General features: G+C 56.5%; 18 protein-coding genes. 4 read left to right on the plus strand and 14 right to left on the minus strand.

From position 1 onward, the window contains the following. Positions 1-63 precede the first annotated feature (63 nt). The 3 genes from trmB to M2422_RS18240 are packed head-to-tail and all read left to right on the plus strand — an operon-like array spanning position 64 to position 1,882. On the plus strand, positions 64-783 hold the full coding sequence (trmB, locus tag M2422_RS18230) for a tRNA (guanosine(46)-N7)-methyltransferase TrmB (protein WP_033146613.1): 720 nt from the start codon (positions 64-66) through the stop codon (positions 781-783). Continuing rightward, positions 783-1,109, plus strand: a complete 327-nt coding sequence (locus tag M2422_RS18235) for a YggL family protein (RefSeq protein WP_014885198.1) — start codon at positions 783-785, stop codon at positions 1,107-1,109. The genes trmB and M2422_RS18235 overlap by 1 nt, the downstream gene beginning before the upstream one ends. A 56-nt stretch (positions 1,110-1,165) precedes the next feature. Next, the gene (locus M2422_RS18240) at positions 1,166-1,882 is read left to right on the plus strand and encodes a DUF2884 domain-containing protein (RefSeq protein WP_024906551.1); all 717 of its coding nucleotides are present in this window, start codon (positions 1,166-1,168) and stop codon (positions 1,880-1,882) included. Positions 1,883-1,943: 61 nt separating this feature from the next. Here the strand turns inward: M2422_RS18240 and M2422_RS18245 are convergent, their stop codons facing one another. The 6 genes from M2422_RS18245 to M2422_RS18270 all read right to left on the minus strand — a co-directional run bounded on the left by M2422_RS18245 (position 1,944) and on the right by M2422_RS18270 (position 5,684). Then, positions 1,944-2,306 (minus strand): endonuclease domain-containing protein, encoded by a 363-nt coding sequence (locus M2422_RS18245; protein WP_071891574.1) that lies wholly within the window; start codon positions 2,304-2,306, stop codon positions 1,944-1,946. Between the two features lie 63 nt (positions 2,307-2,369). Then, positions 2,370-3,512, minus strand: a complete 1,143-nt coding sequence (hemW, locus tag M2422_RS18250; protein ID WP_064673282.1) for a radical SAM family heme chaperone HemW — start codon at positions 3,510-3,512, stop codon at positions 2,370-2,372. After that, positions 3,505-4,098 (minus strand): XTP/dITP diphosphatase, encoded by a 594-nt coding sequence (locus M2422_RS18255; RefSeq protein ID WP_064673281.1) that lies wholly within the window; start codon positions 4,096-4,098, stop codon positions 3,505-3,507. The genes hemW and M2422_RS18255 overlap by 8 nt, the downstream gene beginning before the upstream one ends. Positions 4,099-4,101: 3 nt before the next feature. Then, complete coding sequence (gene yggU, locus M2422_RS18260; protein WP_023309131.1) at positions 4,102-4,398, minus strand: DUF167 family protein YggU; 297 nt, start codon at positions 4,396-4,398, stop codon at positions 4,102-4,104. Then, entirely contained in the window at positions 4,395-4,961 is a 567-nt protein-coding gene (locus M2422_RS18265; RefSeq protein WP_033146608.1) for a YggT family protein, read from the minus strand. Before M2422_RS18265 ends, yggU begins: the two co-directional genes overlap by 4 nt. A gap of 21 nt (positions 4,962-4,982) precedes the next feature. Continuing rightward, positions 4,983-5,684, minus strand: coding sequence for a YggS family pyridoxal phosphate-dependent enzyme (locus tag M2422_RS18270; protein WP_064673280.1), 702 nt, complete (start codon positions 5,682-5,684; stop codon positions 4,983-4,985). A gap of 17 nt (positions 5,685-5,701) precedes the next feature. On the opposite strand from M2422_RS18270, the gene M2422_RS18275 reads away from it, so the two are divergent. Next, positions 5,702-6,682: a type IV pilus twitching motility protein PilT gene (locus tag M2422_RS18275; protein ID WP_064673279.1), complete on the plus strand. Its 981-nt coding sequence runs from the start codon at positions 5,702-5,704 to the stop codon at positions 6,680-6,682. A gap of 10 nt (positions 6,683-6,692) precedes the next feature. Here the strand turns inward: M2422_RS18275 and ruvX are convergent, their stop codons facing one another. The 8 genes from ruvX to metK form a co-directional block, all read right to left on the minus strand. Beyond that, a complete protein-coding gene (gene ruvX / locus M2422_RS18280) occupies positions 6,693-7,109 on the minus strand; it encodes a Holliday junction resolvase RuvX (protein WP_029739223.1) in 417 nt (138 codons plus the stop codon). Then, on the minus strand, positions 7,109-7,669 hold the full coding sequence (locus tag M2422_RS18285; protein ID WP_008499752.1) for a YqgE/AlgH family protein: 561 nt from the start codon (positions 7,667-7,669) through the stop codon (positions 7,109-7,111). The genes ruvX and M2422_RS18285 overlap by 1 nt, the downstream gene beginning before the upstream one ends. A gap of 87 nt (positions 7,670-7,756) precedes the next feature. Beyond that, the gene (gene gshB / locus M2422_RS18290; protein WP_029739222.1) at positions 7,757-8,704 is read right to left on the minus strand and encodes a glutathione synthase; all 948 of its coding nucleotides are present in this window, start codon (positions 8,702-8,704) and stop codon (positions 7,757-7,759) included. A gap of 19 nt (positions 8,705-8,723) precedes the next feature. After that, entirely contained in the window at positions 8,724-9,455 is a 732-nt protein-coding gene (gene rsmE / locus M2422_RS18295; protein ID WP_058841908.1) for a 16S rRNA (uracil(1498)-N(3))-methyltransferase, read from the minus strand. Between the two features lie 51 nt (positions 9,456-9,506). Further along, entirely contained in the window at positions 9,507-10,214 is a 708-nt protein-coding gene (endA, locus tag M2422_RS18300) for a deoxyribonuclease I (protein WP_023333343.1), read from the minus strand. Positions 10,215-10,308: 94 nt separating this feature from the next. Beyond that, a complete protein-coding gene (locus M2422_RS18305) occupies positions 10,309-10,806 on the minus strand; it encodes a SprT family zinc-dependent metalloprotease (protein WP_045888327.1) in 498 nt (165 codons plus the stop codon). Positions 10,807-10,864: 58 nt separating this feature from the next. Continuing rightward, positions 10,865-12,262, minus strand: coding sequence for a galactose/proton symporter (gene galP / locus M2422_RS18310; RefSeq protein ID WP_064673278.1), 1,398 nt, complete (start codon positions 12,260-12,262; stop codon positions 10,865-10,867). 359 nt (positions 12,263-12,621) lie between these two features. Beyond that, positions 12,622-13,776, minus strand: a complete 1,155-nt coding sequence (gene metK / locus M2422_RS18315) for a methionine adenosyltransferase (protein ID WP_010435443.1) — start codon at positions 13,774-13,776, stop codon at positions 12,622-12,624. Between the last annotated feature and the right edge of the window lie 190 nt (positions 13,777-13,966).

The raw sequence follows: 13,966 nt of genomic DNA on the forward strand, positions 1-13,966 counted from the left end.
TAGAAGCCTTAACTTTGGATAATGCCCGTTTCCCGAACATTCTCACAAGCAGACAACTCTTTTATGAAAAACGACGTCATTTCACCGGAATTTGATGAAAACGGTCGCCCGCTGCGCCGTATTCGCAGCTTTGTCCGCCGTCAGGGCCGCCTGACAAAAGGGCAGCAACATGCGCTGGACAACTACTGGCCGGTGATGGGCGTTGAGTTCAGCGAGCAGCCTCTGGACTTTACCGAACTGTTCGGCCGCGAAGCACCCGTCACGCTGGAGATCGGGTTTGGTATGGGCACCTCGCTGGTGGCCATGGCGAAAGCGCGACCGGAGCAGAACTTCCTCGGTATCGAAGTCCACTCCCCGGGCGTGGGTGCATGCCTGGCAACGGCCCATGAAGAGGGCGTTGAGAACCTGCGCGTGATGTGTCACGACGCGGTGGAAGTGCTGCATAAAATGATTCCTGACAATTCTTTAACCATGGTTCAGCTCTTTTTCCCTGACCCGTGGCACAAAGCACGTCATAATAAACGCCGTATCGTTCAGGCGCCGTTTGCCGAGCTGGTGAAAAGTAAGCTGAAGCTGGGCGGTGTCTTCCATATGGCGACCGACTGGGAACCGTATGCGGAACATATGCTGGAAGTGATGTCGTCGCTGGACGGGTATAAAAACCAGTCTGAGAGTAACGATTATGTACCGCGTCCGGAATCGCGTCCGGTAACGAAATTTGAACAGCGTGGCCATCGTCTTGGTCACGGTGTATGGGACTTAATGTTCGAGAGGGTGAAATAATGGCAAAGAATCGTAGCCGTCGTCTGCGTAAAAAGATGCACATCGAAGAATTCCAGGAAGTGGGCTTCTCCGTTGCGTGGCGTTTCCCGGAAGGCACCAGTGTAGAACAGATCGATCAGGACGTGGATGCGTTCATCAATGACGTGATTGAGCCAAACAAGCTGGCCTTCGACGGTAGCGGCTACCTGGCCTGGGAAGGTCTGATCTGCACCCAGGAAGTGGGTAAATGCACTGAAGAACATCAGGCCCTGGTACGTAAATGGCTTGAAGACCACAAGCTCGAAGATGTCCGCGTCAGCGAACTTTTCGACGTTTGGTGGGACTAATAAAGCAGTAAGGGGCCAGCATTAGCTGGCCCATTTTGTCTGAGGGAGTGTTTAAGATGCGCAAAACGTTGCTGGCTGTTGCTTTGATGGCAACCGGATTCACCGCCCATGCGGATTATCAATGTAGCGTCACCCCGCGTGATGACGTGGTGTTAAGCCCGCAAACCGTGCAGGTCAAAGGCGAGAACGGCAATCTGGTGATTACGCCGCAGGGGAACGTCACCTTTAACGGCAAGCAGTACAACCTGACTGCCGCACAGCGTGAGCAGGCGAAAGACTATCAGGCCGATTTGCGTACCGCGCTGCCATGGATTAATGAAGGCGCGCTGACCCGCGTTGAGAAAAGCCGCGTCGCGCTGGATAAGATCATCACCAAAGAAGTGGGTGAGAGCAGCAATATGCGCACCCGTCTGACGAAGCTCGATAAGCAGCTTAAAGAGCAGATGAACCGCATTATCGAGACGCGCTCCGACGGCCTGACGTTCCACTACAAGGCGATCGATCAGGTCCGTGCTGACGGGCAGCAGCTGGTGAACCAGGCGATGGGCGGCATCCTGCAGGACAGCATCAACGAGATGGGCGCCAAAGCCGTGCTGAAGGGCGGCGGTAATCCGCTGCAGGGCGTGCTGGGCAGCCTGGGCGGCTTGCAGACCTCCATTCAGAACGAGTGGAAGAACCAGGAAGATGATTTCCAGCAGTTCGGCAAAGACGTGTGTAAACGCGTGGTGTCGCTGGAAGATAGCCGGAAGGCGCTGGTGGGGACGCTTAAGTAATTTCCCCTCACCCTAACCCTCTCCCCAAAGGGGCGAGGGGATGGTTTGCTCCCTCTCCCTTTCAGGGAGAGGGCCGGGGTGAGGGTCGCAGCATTTGCAGTGTTTCAAGGATCTTTTCTAACACCGCCTCTTCGTTATTCCAGAGTTCGTTGTTCCAGAATCGAATGACATGCCAGCCTTTCTCGTTAAGCCAGCACGTTCTTTGAAGATCGTATTCCTGCTTTTCATCATGTTGCCCACCATCCAGCTCAACAGCCAGATGAGCCGCGCAGCAGGCGAAATCCAGAATGTAGTGATCTACAGGATGTTGTCGACGAAATTTATAATTTTCGAAACGGCGGCTGCGCAGTAGATACCAAAGCCGTCTTTCTTCTTTTGTCAGCTCACGTCTGAGCTGTTTTGCATAAGAACGAGTAATTTTCATCCCCACACTCTGCCAGCCTTTCCCTCAGCCGGCAGAGCGGGATGCAAAATCCTGAATCAGCCTTCAGGATTCTTCGGCGAGGAACAGCTCAAGAAGGGAATTTAAGAACAGCTTGCCGTGCTCGGTGATCTGCCAGTATTCCTCACATTCCGTGAGATACCCCTGCGCCAGCGCCTCGTCAATCTGCGGGCGGATCACCGATTCCGGCAGCCCGGTGTAACGCGTAAATTCCGCGCGCGGCGCGGCTTCCAGCAGACGGAAGCGGTTCATAAAGAACTCAAACGGTTTATCCGCTGCCTCGACGTCGTGCTGACGCTCCAGGTAGCGGCCTTCCATATACCCGCGCGGGTGGCGGGTTTTAGCGGTGCGCAGAATGCGCCCGTCCGGGAAGGTCACCTTGCCGTGCGCACCGCAGCCAATTCCCAGGTAGTCGCCAAAGCGCCAGTAGTTCAGGTTGTGCTGGCACTGGTAGCCCGGCTTCGCGTACGCGGACGTTTCATACTGCTGATAACCCGCAGCGGTTAGCAGCCTGTGACCCTGCTCGAAGATATCCCACAGCGCGTCGTCGTCCGGCAGCACCGGCGGGCGGGAACCGAACAGCGTATTCGGCTCGATGGTGAGCTGATACCACGACAGGTGTGGCGGGTTCAGTTCGATCGCCTGGCGCAGGTCGTTCAGCGCCTCTTCCAGCGACTGATCCGGCAGGCCGTGCATCAAATCCAGGTTAAAGCTGCGAAGGTTAAGCCCCGTTGCCAGGTGTGCCGCGCGCTTTGCCTCTTCCGGGCCGTGAATGCGCCCCAGACGTTTCAGCTTCGGCTCGCTAAAGCTCTGCACGCCGATGGAGATGCGGTTCACGCCCGCGCGCTGATAGTCGACAAAACGGTCGGCCTCAACGGTGCCGGGGTTGGCTTCCATCGTAATTTCAGCATCTGCCGCCAGGTTCAGGCGCGCACGCACGCCGTCCAGCAGCGTCTGCATTGCCGGGCCGGACAGCAGGCTCGGCGTACCGCCACCAATGAAAATGGTCTTAACTTCACGTCCCTGTGCGTAAGCGACATCGGCGTCCAGGTCGGCCAGCAGATGCGCAACGTAGTCATCGTGCGGCACTTCGCCCTTCAGCGCGTGCGAGTTGAAATCGCAGTACGGACATTTCTGCACGCACCACGGGATGTGAATATACAGACTCAGAGGCGGCAAATTAGCCATTACGCAGTGCTTCCAGTAACAGTTTCAGCGCGCGTCCACGGTGGGAAATCGCGCTTTTCTCTTCGCGGGTCAGTTCCGCAGCGGTTTTGCCCTCGGTCGGGACAAAGAAAATCGGGTCGTAGCCAAAGCCACCGTTGCCAGCCGCTTCACGGGTAATCACGCCCGGCCAGCTGCCGTGGCAGACAATCGGCGTCGGGTCTTCCGCGTGGCGCATATAGACCAGCACGCAGTGGAACTGCGCGGTGCGCTGTTCGTCCGGTACGTCTTTCAGGGCGACAAGCAGCTTTTCCAGATTCTGCTGGTCGGTGGCGTCAACGCCGGAATAGCGCGCAGAGTAAATCCCCGGCGCACCGCCGAGAAAATCCACGGCCAGGCCGGAGTCGTCGGCAATCGCGGGCAGGCCGGTAATCTGCGCGGCGTGGCGCGCTTTAATGATCGCGTTTTCGATAAACGTCAGCCCCGTCTCTTCGGCGGACTCCACGCCAAGAGCGGTCTGGGCGACCACGTCCAGCCCAAAATCATTTAATAGCGAGGCCAGCTCGCGCACTTTACCGGCGTTGCCGGTCGCGAGAACAACTTTCTGCATGGTTTAGTCCTGTTCTTTCAGAGCCGCGACTTCCGTCGGGATAGATTGCGGATTAAGGATTTTTACCTGTTTATGTCGCCCAAGTTCACCTTTTTCAATGATGACCTGGCTTTTGGCGACGCGAAACTGTTTTGCCAGATATTTGGTCAGATGCGCGTTCGCCTGGCCGTCAACCGGTGGGGCGGTGATGGCGACCTTTAACTCGTCGCCATGCAGCCCGACAATACCGTCACGGCTGGCTTTCGGCTGAATATACAGCCGCAAAACCAGCCCGTCAGCGCAGGTGCTTACGGCACTCATAGCGCCATCCACAGCCCCGGCAGCAGCATATCGCCCGTGGACTGTAACAGCTCAGCGATCCCCATATTAACCACGTAAAGCAGCAGAACCAGGATCATCGGCGAGAAATCAATACCGCCCATCGAAGGCAGCAGGCTGCGAATCGGGCGCAGCAGCGGTTCGGCCAGTTGGATCAGCGCATACTCCACCGGGCTACGCCCCTGGCTCACCCAGCTCATGATGGCCATGACCAGCAGCACCCAGAAAATCAGCAGGCCGATGGTTTTGATTAAAATCAGGACCGCAGCAATCCAGATAATCGGCTGGAAGGTGATGACCATAAACAGCACGATCGCTTTGATAACGCTCAGAATAAACGCCACCAGCAGAGACGAACTGTCGATGGGACCCATCGCCGGGATAATGCGGCGCAGCGGTCCGACAACAGGTTGCGTGATTTTCACGACAAACTGCGAGAACGGATTGTAAAAATCACAGCGGGCCCACTGCATCCAGACGCGCAGCAAAAGCGCCATCGTATACAGCTCAAGCACTGTTGAGAGCAGGAAAGTCAACGTCTTCATGGCGTTCCTCAGGTTTCCTTATTATTTTGAGTAGTCGCGCGCACCGAAAATTGCCGTGCCGATGCGCACCATAGTGCTGCCTGCCGCGATGGCGGCTTCCATATCATCCGACATGCCCAGTGAAAGCGTGTCTACCGTGTTATAGCGCGCTTTAAGCGCCTCAAATGCTACAGCCATTTGCTGTGCCACGGCAAACTGCCTTTCATAACTTGACTCAGGCGCAGGAATTGCCATCAGCCCGCGCAGGGTTAAGCGCGGCAGTTCGGCCACCTCGGCGGCCAGCGCGCCCAGCTCGCTCAGCGCAATGCCGGACTTGCTGTTTTCGTCGCTGATGTTGACCTGAATAAGCACGTTGAGTGCCGGAATTTCTGCCGGACGCTGGTCATTCAGACGGGTAGCAATACGCAGGCGGTCGATGGTGTGGCACCAGTCGAAGTGCTCTGCCACCAGACGGCTTTTGTTCGACTGCAGGGGGCCAATAAAGTGCCACTGCAGATCCGTCTTCCCTTGTTCCTGGAAGTAGCGAATTTTATCCACGCCTTCCTGCACGTAGTTTTCACCAAACGCCCGCTGGCCTGCATCAATAGCTTCTGCGATGGCGCTCGCAGGCTTGGTTTTGCTGACTGCAAGCAGCGTAATTTCTTCTGAAGCACGGCCGCAACGCGCTGCGGCGGCTGAGATTTTGTCCCGGACCTGTGCCAGGTTATGCGCAATGTCGTTCATTTTCCGAGGAGTAGTCTATGGATGTGGAAGAAATTGTGGCCCTTAGTGTAAAGCATAACGTCTCCGATCTACACCTGTGCAGTGATTCGCCACCGCGCTGGCGCAGATTAGGCCGGCTTGAACCCGCTCCCTTTCCGCCTCCCGACGTTGGGGCGTTATTAAAAGCGTGGCTCAACGATGAGCAGCAGGGAACATGGTGGGCAAAGGGCCAGATGGATTTTGCCGCGACGGTAACGGGAGGCCAGCGTCTGCGCGGCAGTGCCTTTAAGCAGATGAGCGGTATCTCTGTGACGCTGCGGCTGTTGCCGCGTAGCTGCCCGCAGCTCGCTTCGCTGGGCGCGCCGAGGGTAATCCCGGAACTGTTATCCAATGACGCCGGGCTGATTCTGGTCACGGGGGCGACCGGCAGCGGCAAATCCACTACGCTGGCGGCGATGGTCGATTTTCTAAACCACCATGCTGACGGCCATATCCTCACGCTTGAAGATCCGGTGGAGTTTATCTACCAGAGCGAGCGTTGCCTGATCCAGCAGCGGGAGATAGGCCAGCACAGCCCGTCATTTGCTGAAGCGCTGCGCAGCGCCTTACGCCAGGATCCGGACGTTATTCTGCTGGGGGAGCTGCGCGACAGCGAAACGATCCGCCTGGCGCTGACGGCGGCGGAAACCGGACATCTGGTGCTGGCGACGCTGCATACGCGCGGGGCATCGCAGGCGATTGAACGGCTGGTCGATACGTTCCCGGCGCAGGAGAAAGATCCGGTGCGTAGCCAGCTGGCCGGCAGCCTGCGGGCGGTGCTGGCGCAGAGGCTGCTTCCCGATCTGCAGGGCGGGCGCGTCGCGTTGTATGAACTGCTGGTGAACACAGCGGCGGCGGCGAATTTGATTCGTGAAGGGAAAACGTGGCAACTGCCCGGCATCATCCAGACCGGTCAGCAGGCAGGAATGCAGAACTTTGACCAGAGCCTGGCGGAGAGACGGGCGCAGGGGCGGCTGTAGGCCCCTGTGGTTAAAAGCCCTGGTCGAAATAGCTTTCGAGGATAATCACGGCAGAAGCGGAGTCCACGCTGCCTTTGTTGAGCGCCCGGAAGCCGCCGTGCTCAAACAGGCCCGCACGCGCTTCGACGGTGCTGAGACGCTCGTCGTGAAGCTTCACGGAGACGCCAAAGCGGCCATGGATTTTATTGGCGAACTTACGCGCCCGGGCGGTAAGCGGCTGTTCTGTGCCGTCCATGTTCAGCGGGAGCCCAACAATCACGTCATCCGGCTGCCACTCTTTGAGCAGACGCTCGATAAGATTCCAGTCTGGCGTGCCGTCATTGGCCTTCAGGGCCGTAAGCGGACGCGCGGTACCGGTGATGCGCTGACCCACGGCGACGCCAATGCTTTTAGTACCAAAATCGAAGGCCAGAAGCGTTCCGCTCATCAGGCGTGCCCCGCTACGCCGGGCATGGTCAGGATATCAATGCCAATCAGCTTTGCTGCGTCACGCCAGCGATCGGCGATAGGGGTTTTAAACAGGATATTCATGTCCGCAGGCGCGGTAAGCCAGGCGTTATCGAGGATCTCTTGCTCAAGCTGGCCTTTCTCCCACGACGAATAGCCCAGCGCCACCAGCACTTCAGAAGGCTGCTCAGCGGTGCCCAGCGTTTCAAGCACGTCGCGCGAGGTCGTGATGACGGTGTTGTCCGAAATTCGAATGCTGGAAGAGAATACTGGCGGCGTATGCAGGATAAAGCCGCGATCTTCTGCAAGAGGTCCACCCAGCATCACCGGTTTATCAAGCCGGATTTCCGGCAGTCGCGCTTCAGCCGGTATTTTCAGCTTGTCCAGAATTCCTTCAACCTGAAGATTTTCCAGTGGTTTATTGATGATAATACCCATCGCGCCGTCTTCATTGTATTCACAAATATAAACCACGGCGCGGCGAAAAATCGGGTCCTGGAGAGCAGGCATGGCAATAAGAAAGTGATGCTGTAAATTCATTGTCAGAGGTACTGTTTCCTGGTTTAAAAAGCGACAGCGCCCAGTATGGGGACAAACACAGGCGCTGTCACTAATAGTATTGTTAGGTTATTTCTGTAAACGTTTTTCGATAGCGTCCATCAGCATTCCGGTGATCGAAATCGGGAATTCCGCTTCAATTTCACGAATGCAGGTCGGGCTGGTGACGTTCACTTCGGTCAGACGATCGCCGATGATATCCAGGCCAACGAAGATCAGGCCTTTGGCTTTCAGCGTCGGGCCAACGCGACGGGCAATTTCCCAGTCGCTTTCGGTCAGCGGACGCGGCTCGCCGCGGCCACCGGCTGCCAGGTTCCCACGAGTTTCGCCACCCTGCGGGATACGCGCCAGGCAGTAAGGAACCGGTTCGCCATCTACCACCAGAACGCGCTTATCGCCGTCTTTGATCGCCGGAATATAGTTCTGTGCCATGCAGTAGCGCGTACCCAGTTCGGTCAGCGTTTCGGCAATCACGCCAATGTTCGGGTCGCTCTCTTTCACGCGGAAAATCGACGCGCCGCCCATGCCGTCCAGCGGCTTCATGATGATATCGCCGTGCTTCTGCCAGAATTCTTTCAGCTGCGCTTTGCTGCGGGTCACCAGGGTTTCCGGCGTCAGGTCAGAGAACCAGGCGGTGTAGAGCTTCTCGTTGCAGTCGCGCAGGCTCTGCGGCTTGTTGACGATCAGCGTGCCTTTCTCTTCTGCACGCTCAAGGATGTAGGTGCTGTAGATGTATTCGGTGTCGAACGGCGGATCTTTACGCATCAGGATGACGTTGAGATCGGCCAGGGCAATATCCTGCTCGGTGCCGAACTCGTACCATTTGTCGTAGTTCTGCTCGACGTTAACGATGCGGGTGCGCGCGCGGGCTTCACCGTTGATCAGGTAAAGATCGTTCATCTCCATATAGTGGAGTTCATAGCCGCGACGCTGCGCTTCCAGCAGCATGGCGAAGCTGGAATCTTTCTTGATGTTAATGTTTGCGATGGGGTCCATCACGATGCCGAGCTTGATCATGTTCTTCTCCGTTAATGCTTCAACCCAGATCGCCAAACCGTACCTGTAGCGCGGTAATGGCCGTGAGTGCCGTTGTCTCAGTGCGCAGAACGCGAGGTCCCAACAGAATATCAGTAAACTGGTAACGTGCCGTCATCGCAATTTCATCCGCCGACAGGCCGCCTTCGGGGCCAATCAGCAGGCGTACGCGCTCAACGGGCAGAGGCAGCGTATTGATGCTGGCGCTGGCGCGCGGATGAAGATTGAGCTTCAGCCCGCTCTCCTCTTCTGCACACCAGTCCTCCAGATCCATCGCCGGGCGGATCTCCGGAATACGGTTGCGGCCACTCTGTTCGCAAGCCGCAATGGCAATTTTCTGCCACTGCTGGATCTTTTTGTTCAGACGTTCCGCATCCAGTTTAACGCCACAGCGCTCAGAAAAAAGTGGCGTAATGAGGCTTACACCCAGTTCAATGGATTTCTGAATGGTGAACTCCATTTTCTCGCCGCGCGACATCACCTGGCCCAGATGGATGTGCAGCGGTGATTCCCGGTCATCCACTTCGCCACGCAGGACGTTAACGTGTACGTTTTTTTTATCAGACCGCGTGATTTCCGCGTCGAAAACCTGGTTCGAGCCGTCGAACAGCTGTATTGCCTGACCTGCGCCCATGCGCAGCACGCGGCCAACGTGGTTGGCGGCGTCATCAGACAGAGCGATTTCGCGGCCTGCGGTAATCAGTTCAGGATGGTAAATGCGGGGAATGCGCATAGTCAGAAATTCCATGTGTCATGCGATATAAGCGAATTGCCGTAGTGTAGGTTAGCTCTTTTGCGCCTGGCAAGCCCGCTGGACGTAAGGGTTGTGATTCCCCTGGACTCTGGCGATGCGTTCGTCGCGCTGGCATTCCCACTCCGTCACCGGGTACTGCTTGTCCCAGGCGTTGAACAGCTGCGTCTGCTGGCGGGAGAGGTTGAGGTCGTAACGGTCACGCATATAGAAGTAGGTGCGGGCAATGCTGCCGCGCGCGCGGGCAGGGGGCTCGGCGACTTTCTCTTTAAAATCAACCTTCATACCGCACTGGCCGTACTGGCCTTCGCCACCGTTCCACTGGCTGTACATGAAATTACCCCGGTCACCGTTCACTTCACCGACGGCAGGCTGCAGGTTATGCATATCGCTTTCCATCTGGCGATAAACCGGATCTTTGGCGCAGTTTTTACGTCCGCCATCCTGCCAGCACTGGCGCTGGTGGCCAAACTGCCAGGCCGGAACGACATGTTCCCATTCAATGCGGCTGGCGCGGTTTTCGTTTTTACGCACCTTATAGCCGCAGGACTCAAGGTCAACGACCCCTTTTTTACCCTGCCAGTTAATTTTACAGCCGCAGTAGAAATCGCCCGGCACATCGGCGTTCACCTTCACGCCTGCTGCCTTGGCCTGGGAAAAACTGTTGATACCGTCGGCCAGAGCATGGCCTGAGAGCGCCGTCGTCAGAAAGGCGACCGCGAGAGAAAAATTACGGGACATCTTACACTCCGTGTCAAAACGAGCCCGCAACGTAACGAATGTTGTTCCCGTATGCAATCAGTCAGATCAGGAAAGTTCCTGAAAGTTCAGATGATTATTCCGCAACCAGCGGCTCGCCGCATTTGACGCAGCGGTAGGTCGCCTCGCCGCGCACCACGCGATTATGGCGGCGGACGGTAAGCTGGTGCTGCTGACACTGGCAGCGGTAGGGGAAGGTATTGCGGCGCACCGATTCCAGCTCGAACTGATGGGTACGGCGTGCCGGAACGCCGAGCACCGCTTCCATCATCCACTTCCACTCCTTGCCGTGGGGCGCGACGCGTCCGAAGTGTTTCCACACCAGCAGATGCGCCAGCTCGTGCGGTACCACTTCCTCGATAAACGCCTGCTGGTTTTCCATCATCAGCACCGGGTTAAGGCGGATCTCATAGGGCTCGAGCCAGGCGGTACCCGCCGCGGTGCCGCGCTGCTGATATACGATCTTAGGTTCAGGGTAATTACGGCCGAGCTTCAGGTTCGCCTGGGCGAGTTTTTCCCGCAGGCAGCGCATAACGGCTTGCTGAAGGGCGATGGGGAGACGGGGTGCTTTCATAGGGGCAGAGCATAAAGCGCGAAGCGGGGAGGCGCAAGAGGCGCCTCCCGCATGAGGATTAGTCGTGGGCGCCGATTTCGCGCAGCGGACGACCTTTCATCAGGTTACGTTCAATATGTTCCAGAGAAACGTGTTTGGTTTCTGGAACCAGCCAGATAGTCAGCACAATAAAGAAGATGTTCAGACCAGCGTAGACCCAGAAGGTGTTCGCGTTGCCCAGGGTATTGAGCATGGTCAGGAACGTTGCGCCGACGATCATGTTGGCAATCCAGTTGGTTGCGGTAGAGCAGGTGATACCAAAATCACGCCCTTTCAGCGGCTGGATCTCAGAGCACAGCACCCAAATCAGCGGGCCGGCGCTCATCGCAAACCCGACGATAAACATCAGCAGCATGCCGACCGCAAAGTACTGGGCGGTTGATGAGTGAATGCCCACATGCATCATGGTACCGAGGACACCCATACCGGCCGCCATCACCAGGAAGCCCAGCGTCAGGGTTGGCTTACGTCCCCAGCGGTCCACCAGGCCGATGGCGATAAAGGTCGCCAGCACGTTGGTCAGACCCACGATGACGGTTCCCCACATCTGTTCGGTGGTGTTGGTATAGCCCGCCAGCTCAAAGATTTTTGGCGCGTAATACATGATGACGTTCATCCCGGTGAACTGCTGCATGACCTGAAGCAGGACGCCGAGGAACACCGCGCGGCGGAAGTTGCTGTTCTCTTTAAACAGCGCCCAGCCGGACTGCTTGACCTTCAGACTTTCGCGGATCTCTTCCAGCTCGTTTTTCGCTTCCGCGCTGGTATCGCGCAGGCGCATCAGCACGCGTTCGGCATCGTGGAATCGACGTTTGGCGGCGAACCAGCGCGGGCTGTCCGGCAGGAAGAAGACGCCAATCAGCAGCAGGATGGCCGGGATGATGATCACGCCGAGCATCCAGCGCCATGCGCCGCTGTAGCTAAACGCGGTATCGGAAAGGTACGCGCCCAAAATACCGATAGTGATCATGAGCTGATACATCGAAATCATACTGCCGCGGATTTTCTCCGGCGCGATTTCAGACAGGTAAAGCGGGGCGGTATAGGACGCCACGCCCACGGCCAGGCCGAGCAGCACGCGGGAAACCAGCAGGACCTCAACGTTAGGCGCAGCGGCAGAGAAGAGTGAACCGGCAACGAACAGGATCGCGCCGATCATCAGGCTCTTTTTACGCCCGAGCTTGAAGGAGAGCCAGCCGCTGCCGACGGCACCCACTGCGGCGCCAAACATCATGGAGCTGACCACCCACTCCTGGGTGTGAGCGCTGATCTGGAACTCGTCAGTGATGAAAGGTAATGCACCGGCAATCACGCCGATATCCAGGCCAAAAAGTAATCCTGCCAGGGCGGCGAGGAAACAGACGAAGAATGTCATCGCCTTGTTGGACGTACGCCCCTGTTTTTTATTGTCAGGCATTATGCCCTCCAGTTGGGTTATCAGTTTTATTGATGTAAAGGGTAGGTGAGTGACCCGTAAAAATATGTGAGATTAATCACATTGGTGTAATCGGTTACACTAACGCGCAACCGTAAAAATAATTAAAGCTTTGAAAATATAGAGGTAAACGAGGTGATATGCATCGCGAAAGAACACATTTCAGACTTAACTGAAAGGCGATGTAACAGCAGAAGAAAGGCGAGCATGCAAAGAGAATATTCTGAAAGCGAGACGCATCCGGTGCGATGTAATCGGTACCATATGTGCACCTTTGCGGCGCCACCAACAAAAAAAGGCCAGCCCGAAGGCTGGCCTTTTATCACGCAGATGTCAGTCGATTACTTCAGACCGGCAGCTTCACGCAGCAGGGCGGCTTTGTCGGTTTTTTCCCATGGGAAATGTTCACGACCAAAGTGACCGTATGCCGCGGTTTCTTTGTAGATTGGGTGCAGCAGATCCAGCATCTGAATCAGGCCGTATGGACGCAGGTCGAAGAACTCGCGCACCAGCAGCGTCAGCTGTTCTGAAGGCACTTTCTCGGTACCGAAGGTTTCAACCATGATGGAGGTTGGCTCAGCTACGCCGATCGCGTAGGAAACCTGGATCTCACAGCGGTCAGCCAGGCCGGCTGCAACAATGTTTTTCGCCACATAACGTGCCGCGTACGCCGCAGAACGGTCAACTTTAGACGGATCTTTACCAGAGAACGCACCGCCACCGTGACGCGCCATGCCGCCGTAGGTATCAACGATGATTTTACGACCGGTCAGACCGCAGTCACCCATTGGGCCGCCGATAACGAAGCGTCCGGTTGGGTTGATGAAGAATTTGGTCGCAGAGCTCAGCCATTCGGTCGGCAGAACAGGCTTGATGATCTCTTCCATCACTGCTTCCTGCAGGGATTTCTGATCGATATCTTCGGAATGCTGGGTAGAAAGCACTACCGCGTCAATCCCAACGATTTTGCCGTCGTCATACTGGAAGGTGACCTGGCTTTTCGCATCCGGGCGCAGCCACGGCAGGGTGCCGTTTTTACGCACTTCAGCCTGACGCTGCACCAGACGGTGTGCGTAGGTGACCGGTGCTGGCATCAGCACGTCGGTTTCGTTGGTTGCATAGCCAAACATCAGGCCCTGGTCGCCCGCGCCCTGTTCCAGCGGATCGGCACGGTCAACGCCCTGGTTGATGTCTGGAGACTGTTTGCCAATCGCGCTCAGAACCGCGCAGGAGTTGGCATCAAAGCCCATATCAGAATGCACATAGCCGATCTCACGCACCGTATTACGGGTGATCTCTTCGATATCAACCCATGCGCTGGTGGTGATCTCACCGCCAACCAGAACCATGCCGGTTTTGACATAGGTTTCGCACGCTACGCGCGCTTTAGGATCCTGCGCCAGGATCGCATCCAGCACCGCATCGGAGATTTGGTCAGCAATTTTATCAGGATGTCCTTCTGATACGGACTCGGACGTAAACAGGTGTTTTGCCATGTTTTATTTCACCTAAGAGGAATTTGGTTAGCTCAAGCTGCTGTGCGGAATAGCCAAAGGAGATAATTCTACCAAGGCCTGCAGGTTTTTGACACTGGCAGTATGAGTGTTAATCAGTATAGATGGATTAACATCTGGACGGCTATTTTAGGTCACTTCTTCGCCCGATTTCCAGTTTTTTTTGACTAAC

The sequence above is a fragment of the Enterobacter sp. SLBN-59 genome (assembly GCF_024807915.1).
GTDB lineage: Bacteria > Pseudomonadota > Gammaproteobacteria > Enterobacterales > Enterobacteriaceae > Enterobacter > Enterobacter asburiae_B.

What these genes read in the sequence shown, in the direction of transcription:
- gshB (WP_029739222.1), bottom strand. Translation starts at nt 8,704, where the DNA reads ATGATCAAGCTCGGCATCGTGATGGACCCCATCGCAAACATTAACATC.
- M2422_RS18305 (WP_045888327.1), bottom strand. Translation starts at nt 10,806, where the DNA reads ATGAAAGCACCCCGTCTCCCCATCGCCCTTCAGCAAGCCGTTATGCGC.
- ruvX (WP_029739223.1), bottom strand. Translation starts at nt 7,109, where the DNA reads ATGAGCGGAACGCTTCTGGCCTTCGATTTTGGTACTAAAAGCATTGGC.
- M2422_RS18245 (WP_071891574.1), bottom strand. Translation starts at nt 2,306, where the DNA reads ATGAAAATTACTCGTTCTTATGCAAAACAGCTCAGACGTGAGCTGACA.
- M2422_RS18285 (WP_008499752.1), bottom strand. Translation starts at nt 7,669, where the DNA reads ATGAATTTACAGCATCACTTTCTTATTGCCATGCCTGCTCTCCAGGAC.
- hemW (WP_064673282.1), bottom strand. Translation starts at nt 3,512, where the DNA reads ATGGCTAATTTGCCGCCTCTGAGTCTGTATATTCACATCCCGTGGTGC.
- metK (WP_010435443.1), bottom strand. Translation starts at nt 13,776, where the DNA reads ATGGCAAAACACCTGTTTACGTCCGAGTCCGTATCAGAAGGACATCCT.
- endA (WP_023333343.1), bottom strand. Translation starts at nt 10,214, where the DNA reads ATGTCCCGTAATTTTTCTCTCGCGGTCGCCTTTCTGACGACGGCGCTC.
- M2422_RS18235 (WP_014885198.1), top strand. Translation starts at nt 783, where the DNA reads ATGGCAAAGAATCGTAGCCGTCGTCTGCGTAAAAAGATGCACATCGAA.
- M2422_RS18255 (WP_064673281.1), bottom strand. Translation starts at nt 4,098, where the DNA reads ATGCAGAAAGTTGTTCTCGCGACCGGCAACGCCGGTAAAGTGCGCGAG.
- M2422_RS18275 (WP_064673279.1), top strand. Translation starts at nt 5,702, where the DNA reads ATGGATGTGGAAGAAATTGTGGCCCTTAGTGTAAAGCATAACGTCTCC.
- rsmE (WP_058841908.1), bottom strand. Translation starts at nt 9,455, where the DNA reads ATGCGCATTCCCCGCATTTACCATCCTGAACTGATTACCGCAGGCCGC.
- galP (WP_064673278.1), bottom strand. Translation starts at nt 12,262, where the DNA reads ATGCCTGACAATAAAAAACAGGGGCGTACGTCCAACAAGGCGATGACA.
- trmB (WP_033146613.1), top strand. Translation starts at nt 64, where the DNA reads ATGAAAAACGACGTCATTTCACCGGAATTTGATGAAAACGGTCGCCCG.
- yggU (WP_023309131.1), bottom strand. Translation starts at nt 4,398, where the DNA reads ATGAGTGCCGTAAGCACCTGCGCTGACGGGCTGGTTTTGCGGCTGTAT.
- M2422_RS18240 (WP_024906551.1), top strand. Translation starts at nt 1,166, where the DNA reads ATGCGCAAAACGTTGCTGGCTGTTGCTTTGATGGCAACCGGATTCACC.
- M2422_RS18265 (WP_033146608.1), bottom strand. Translation starts at nt 4,961, where the DNA reads ATGAAGACGTTGACTTTCCTGCTCTCAACAGTGCTTGAGCTGTATACG.
- M2422_RS18270 (WP_064673280.1), bottom strand. Translation starts at nt 5,684, where the DNA reads ATGAACGACATTGCGCATAACCTGGCACAGGTCCGGGACAAAATCTCA.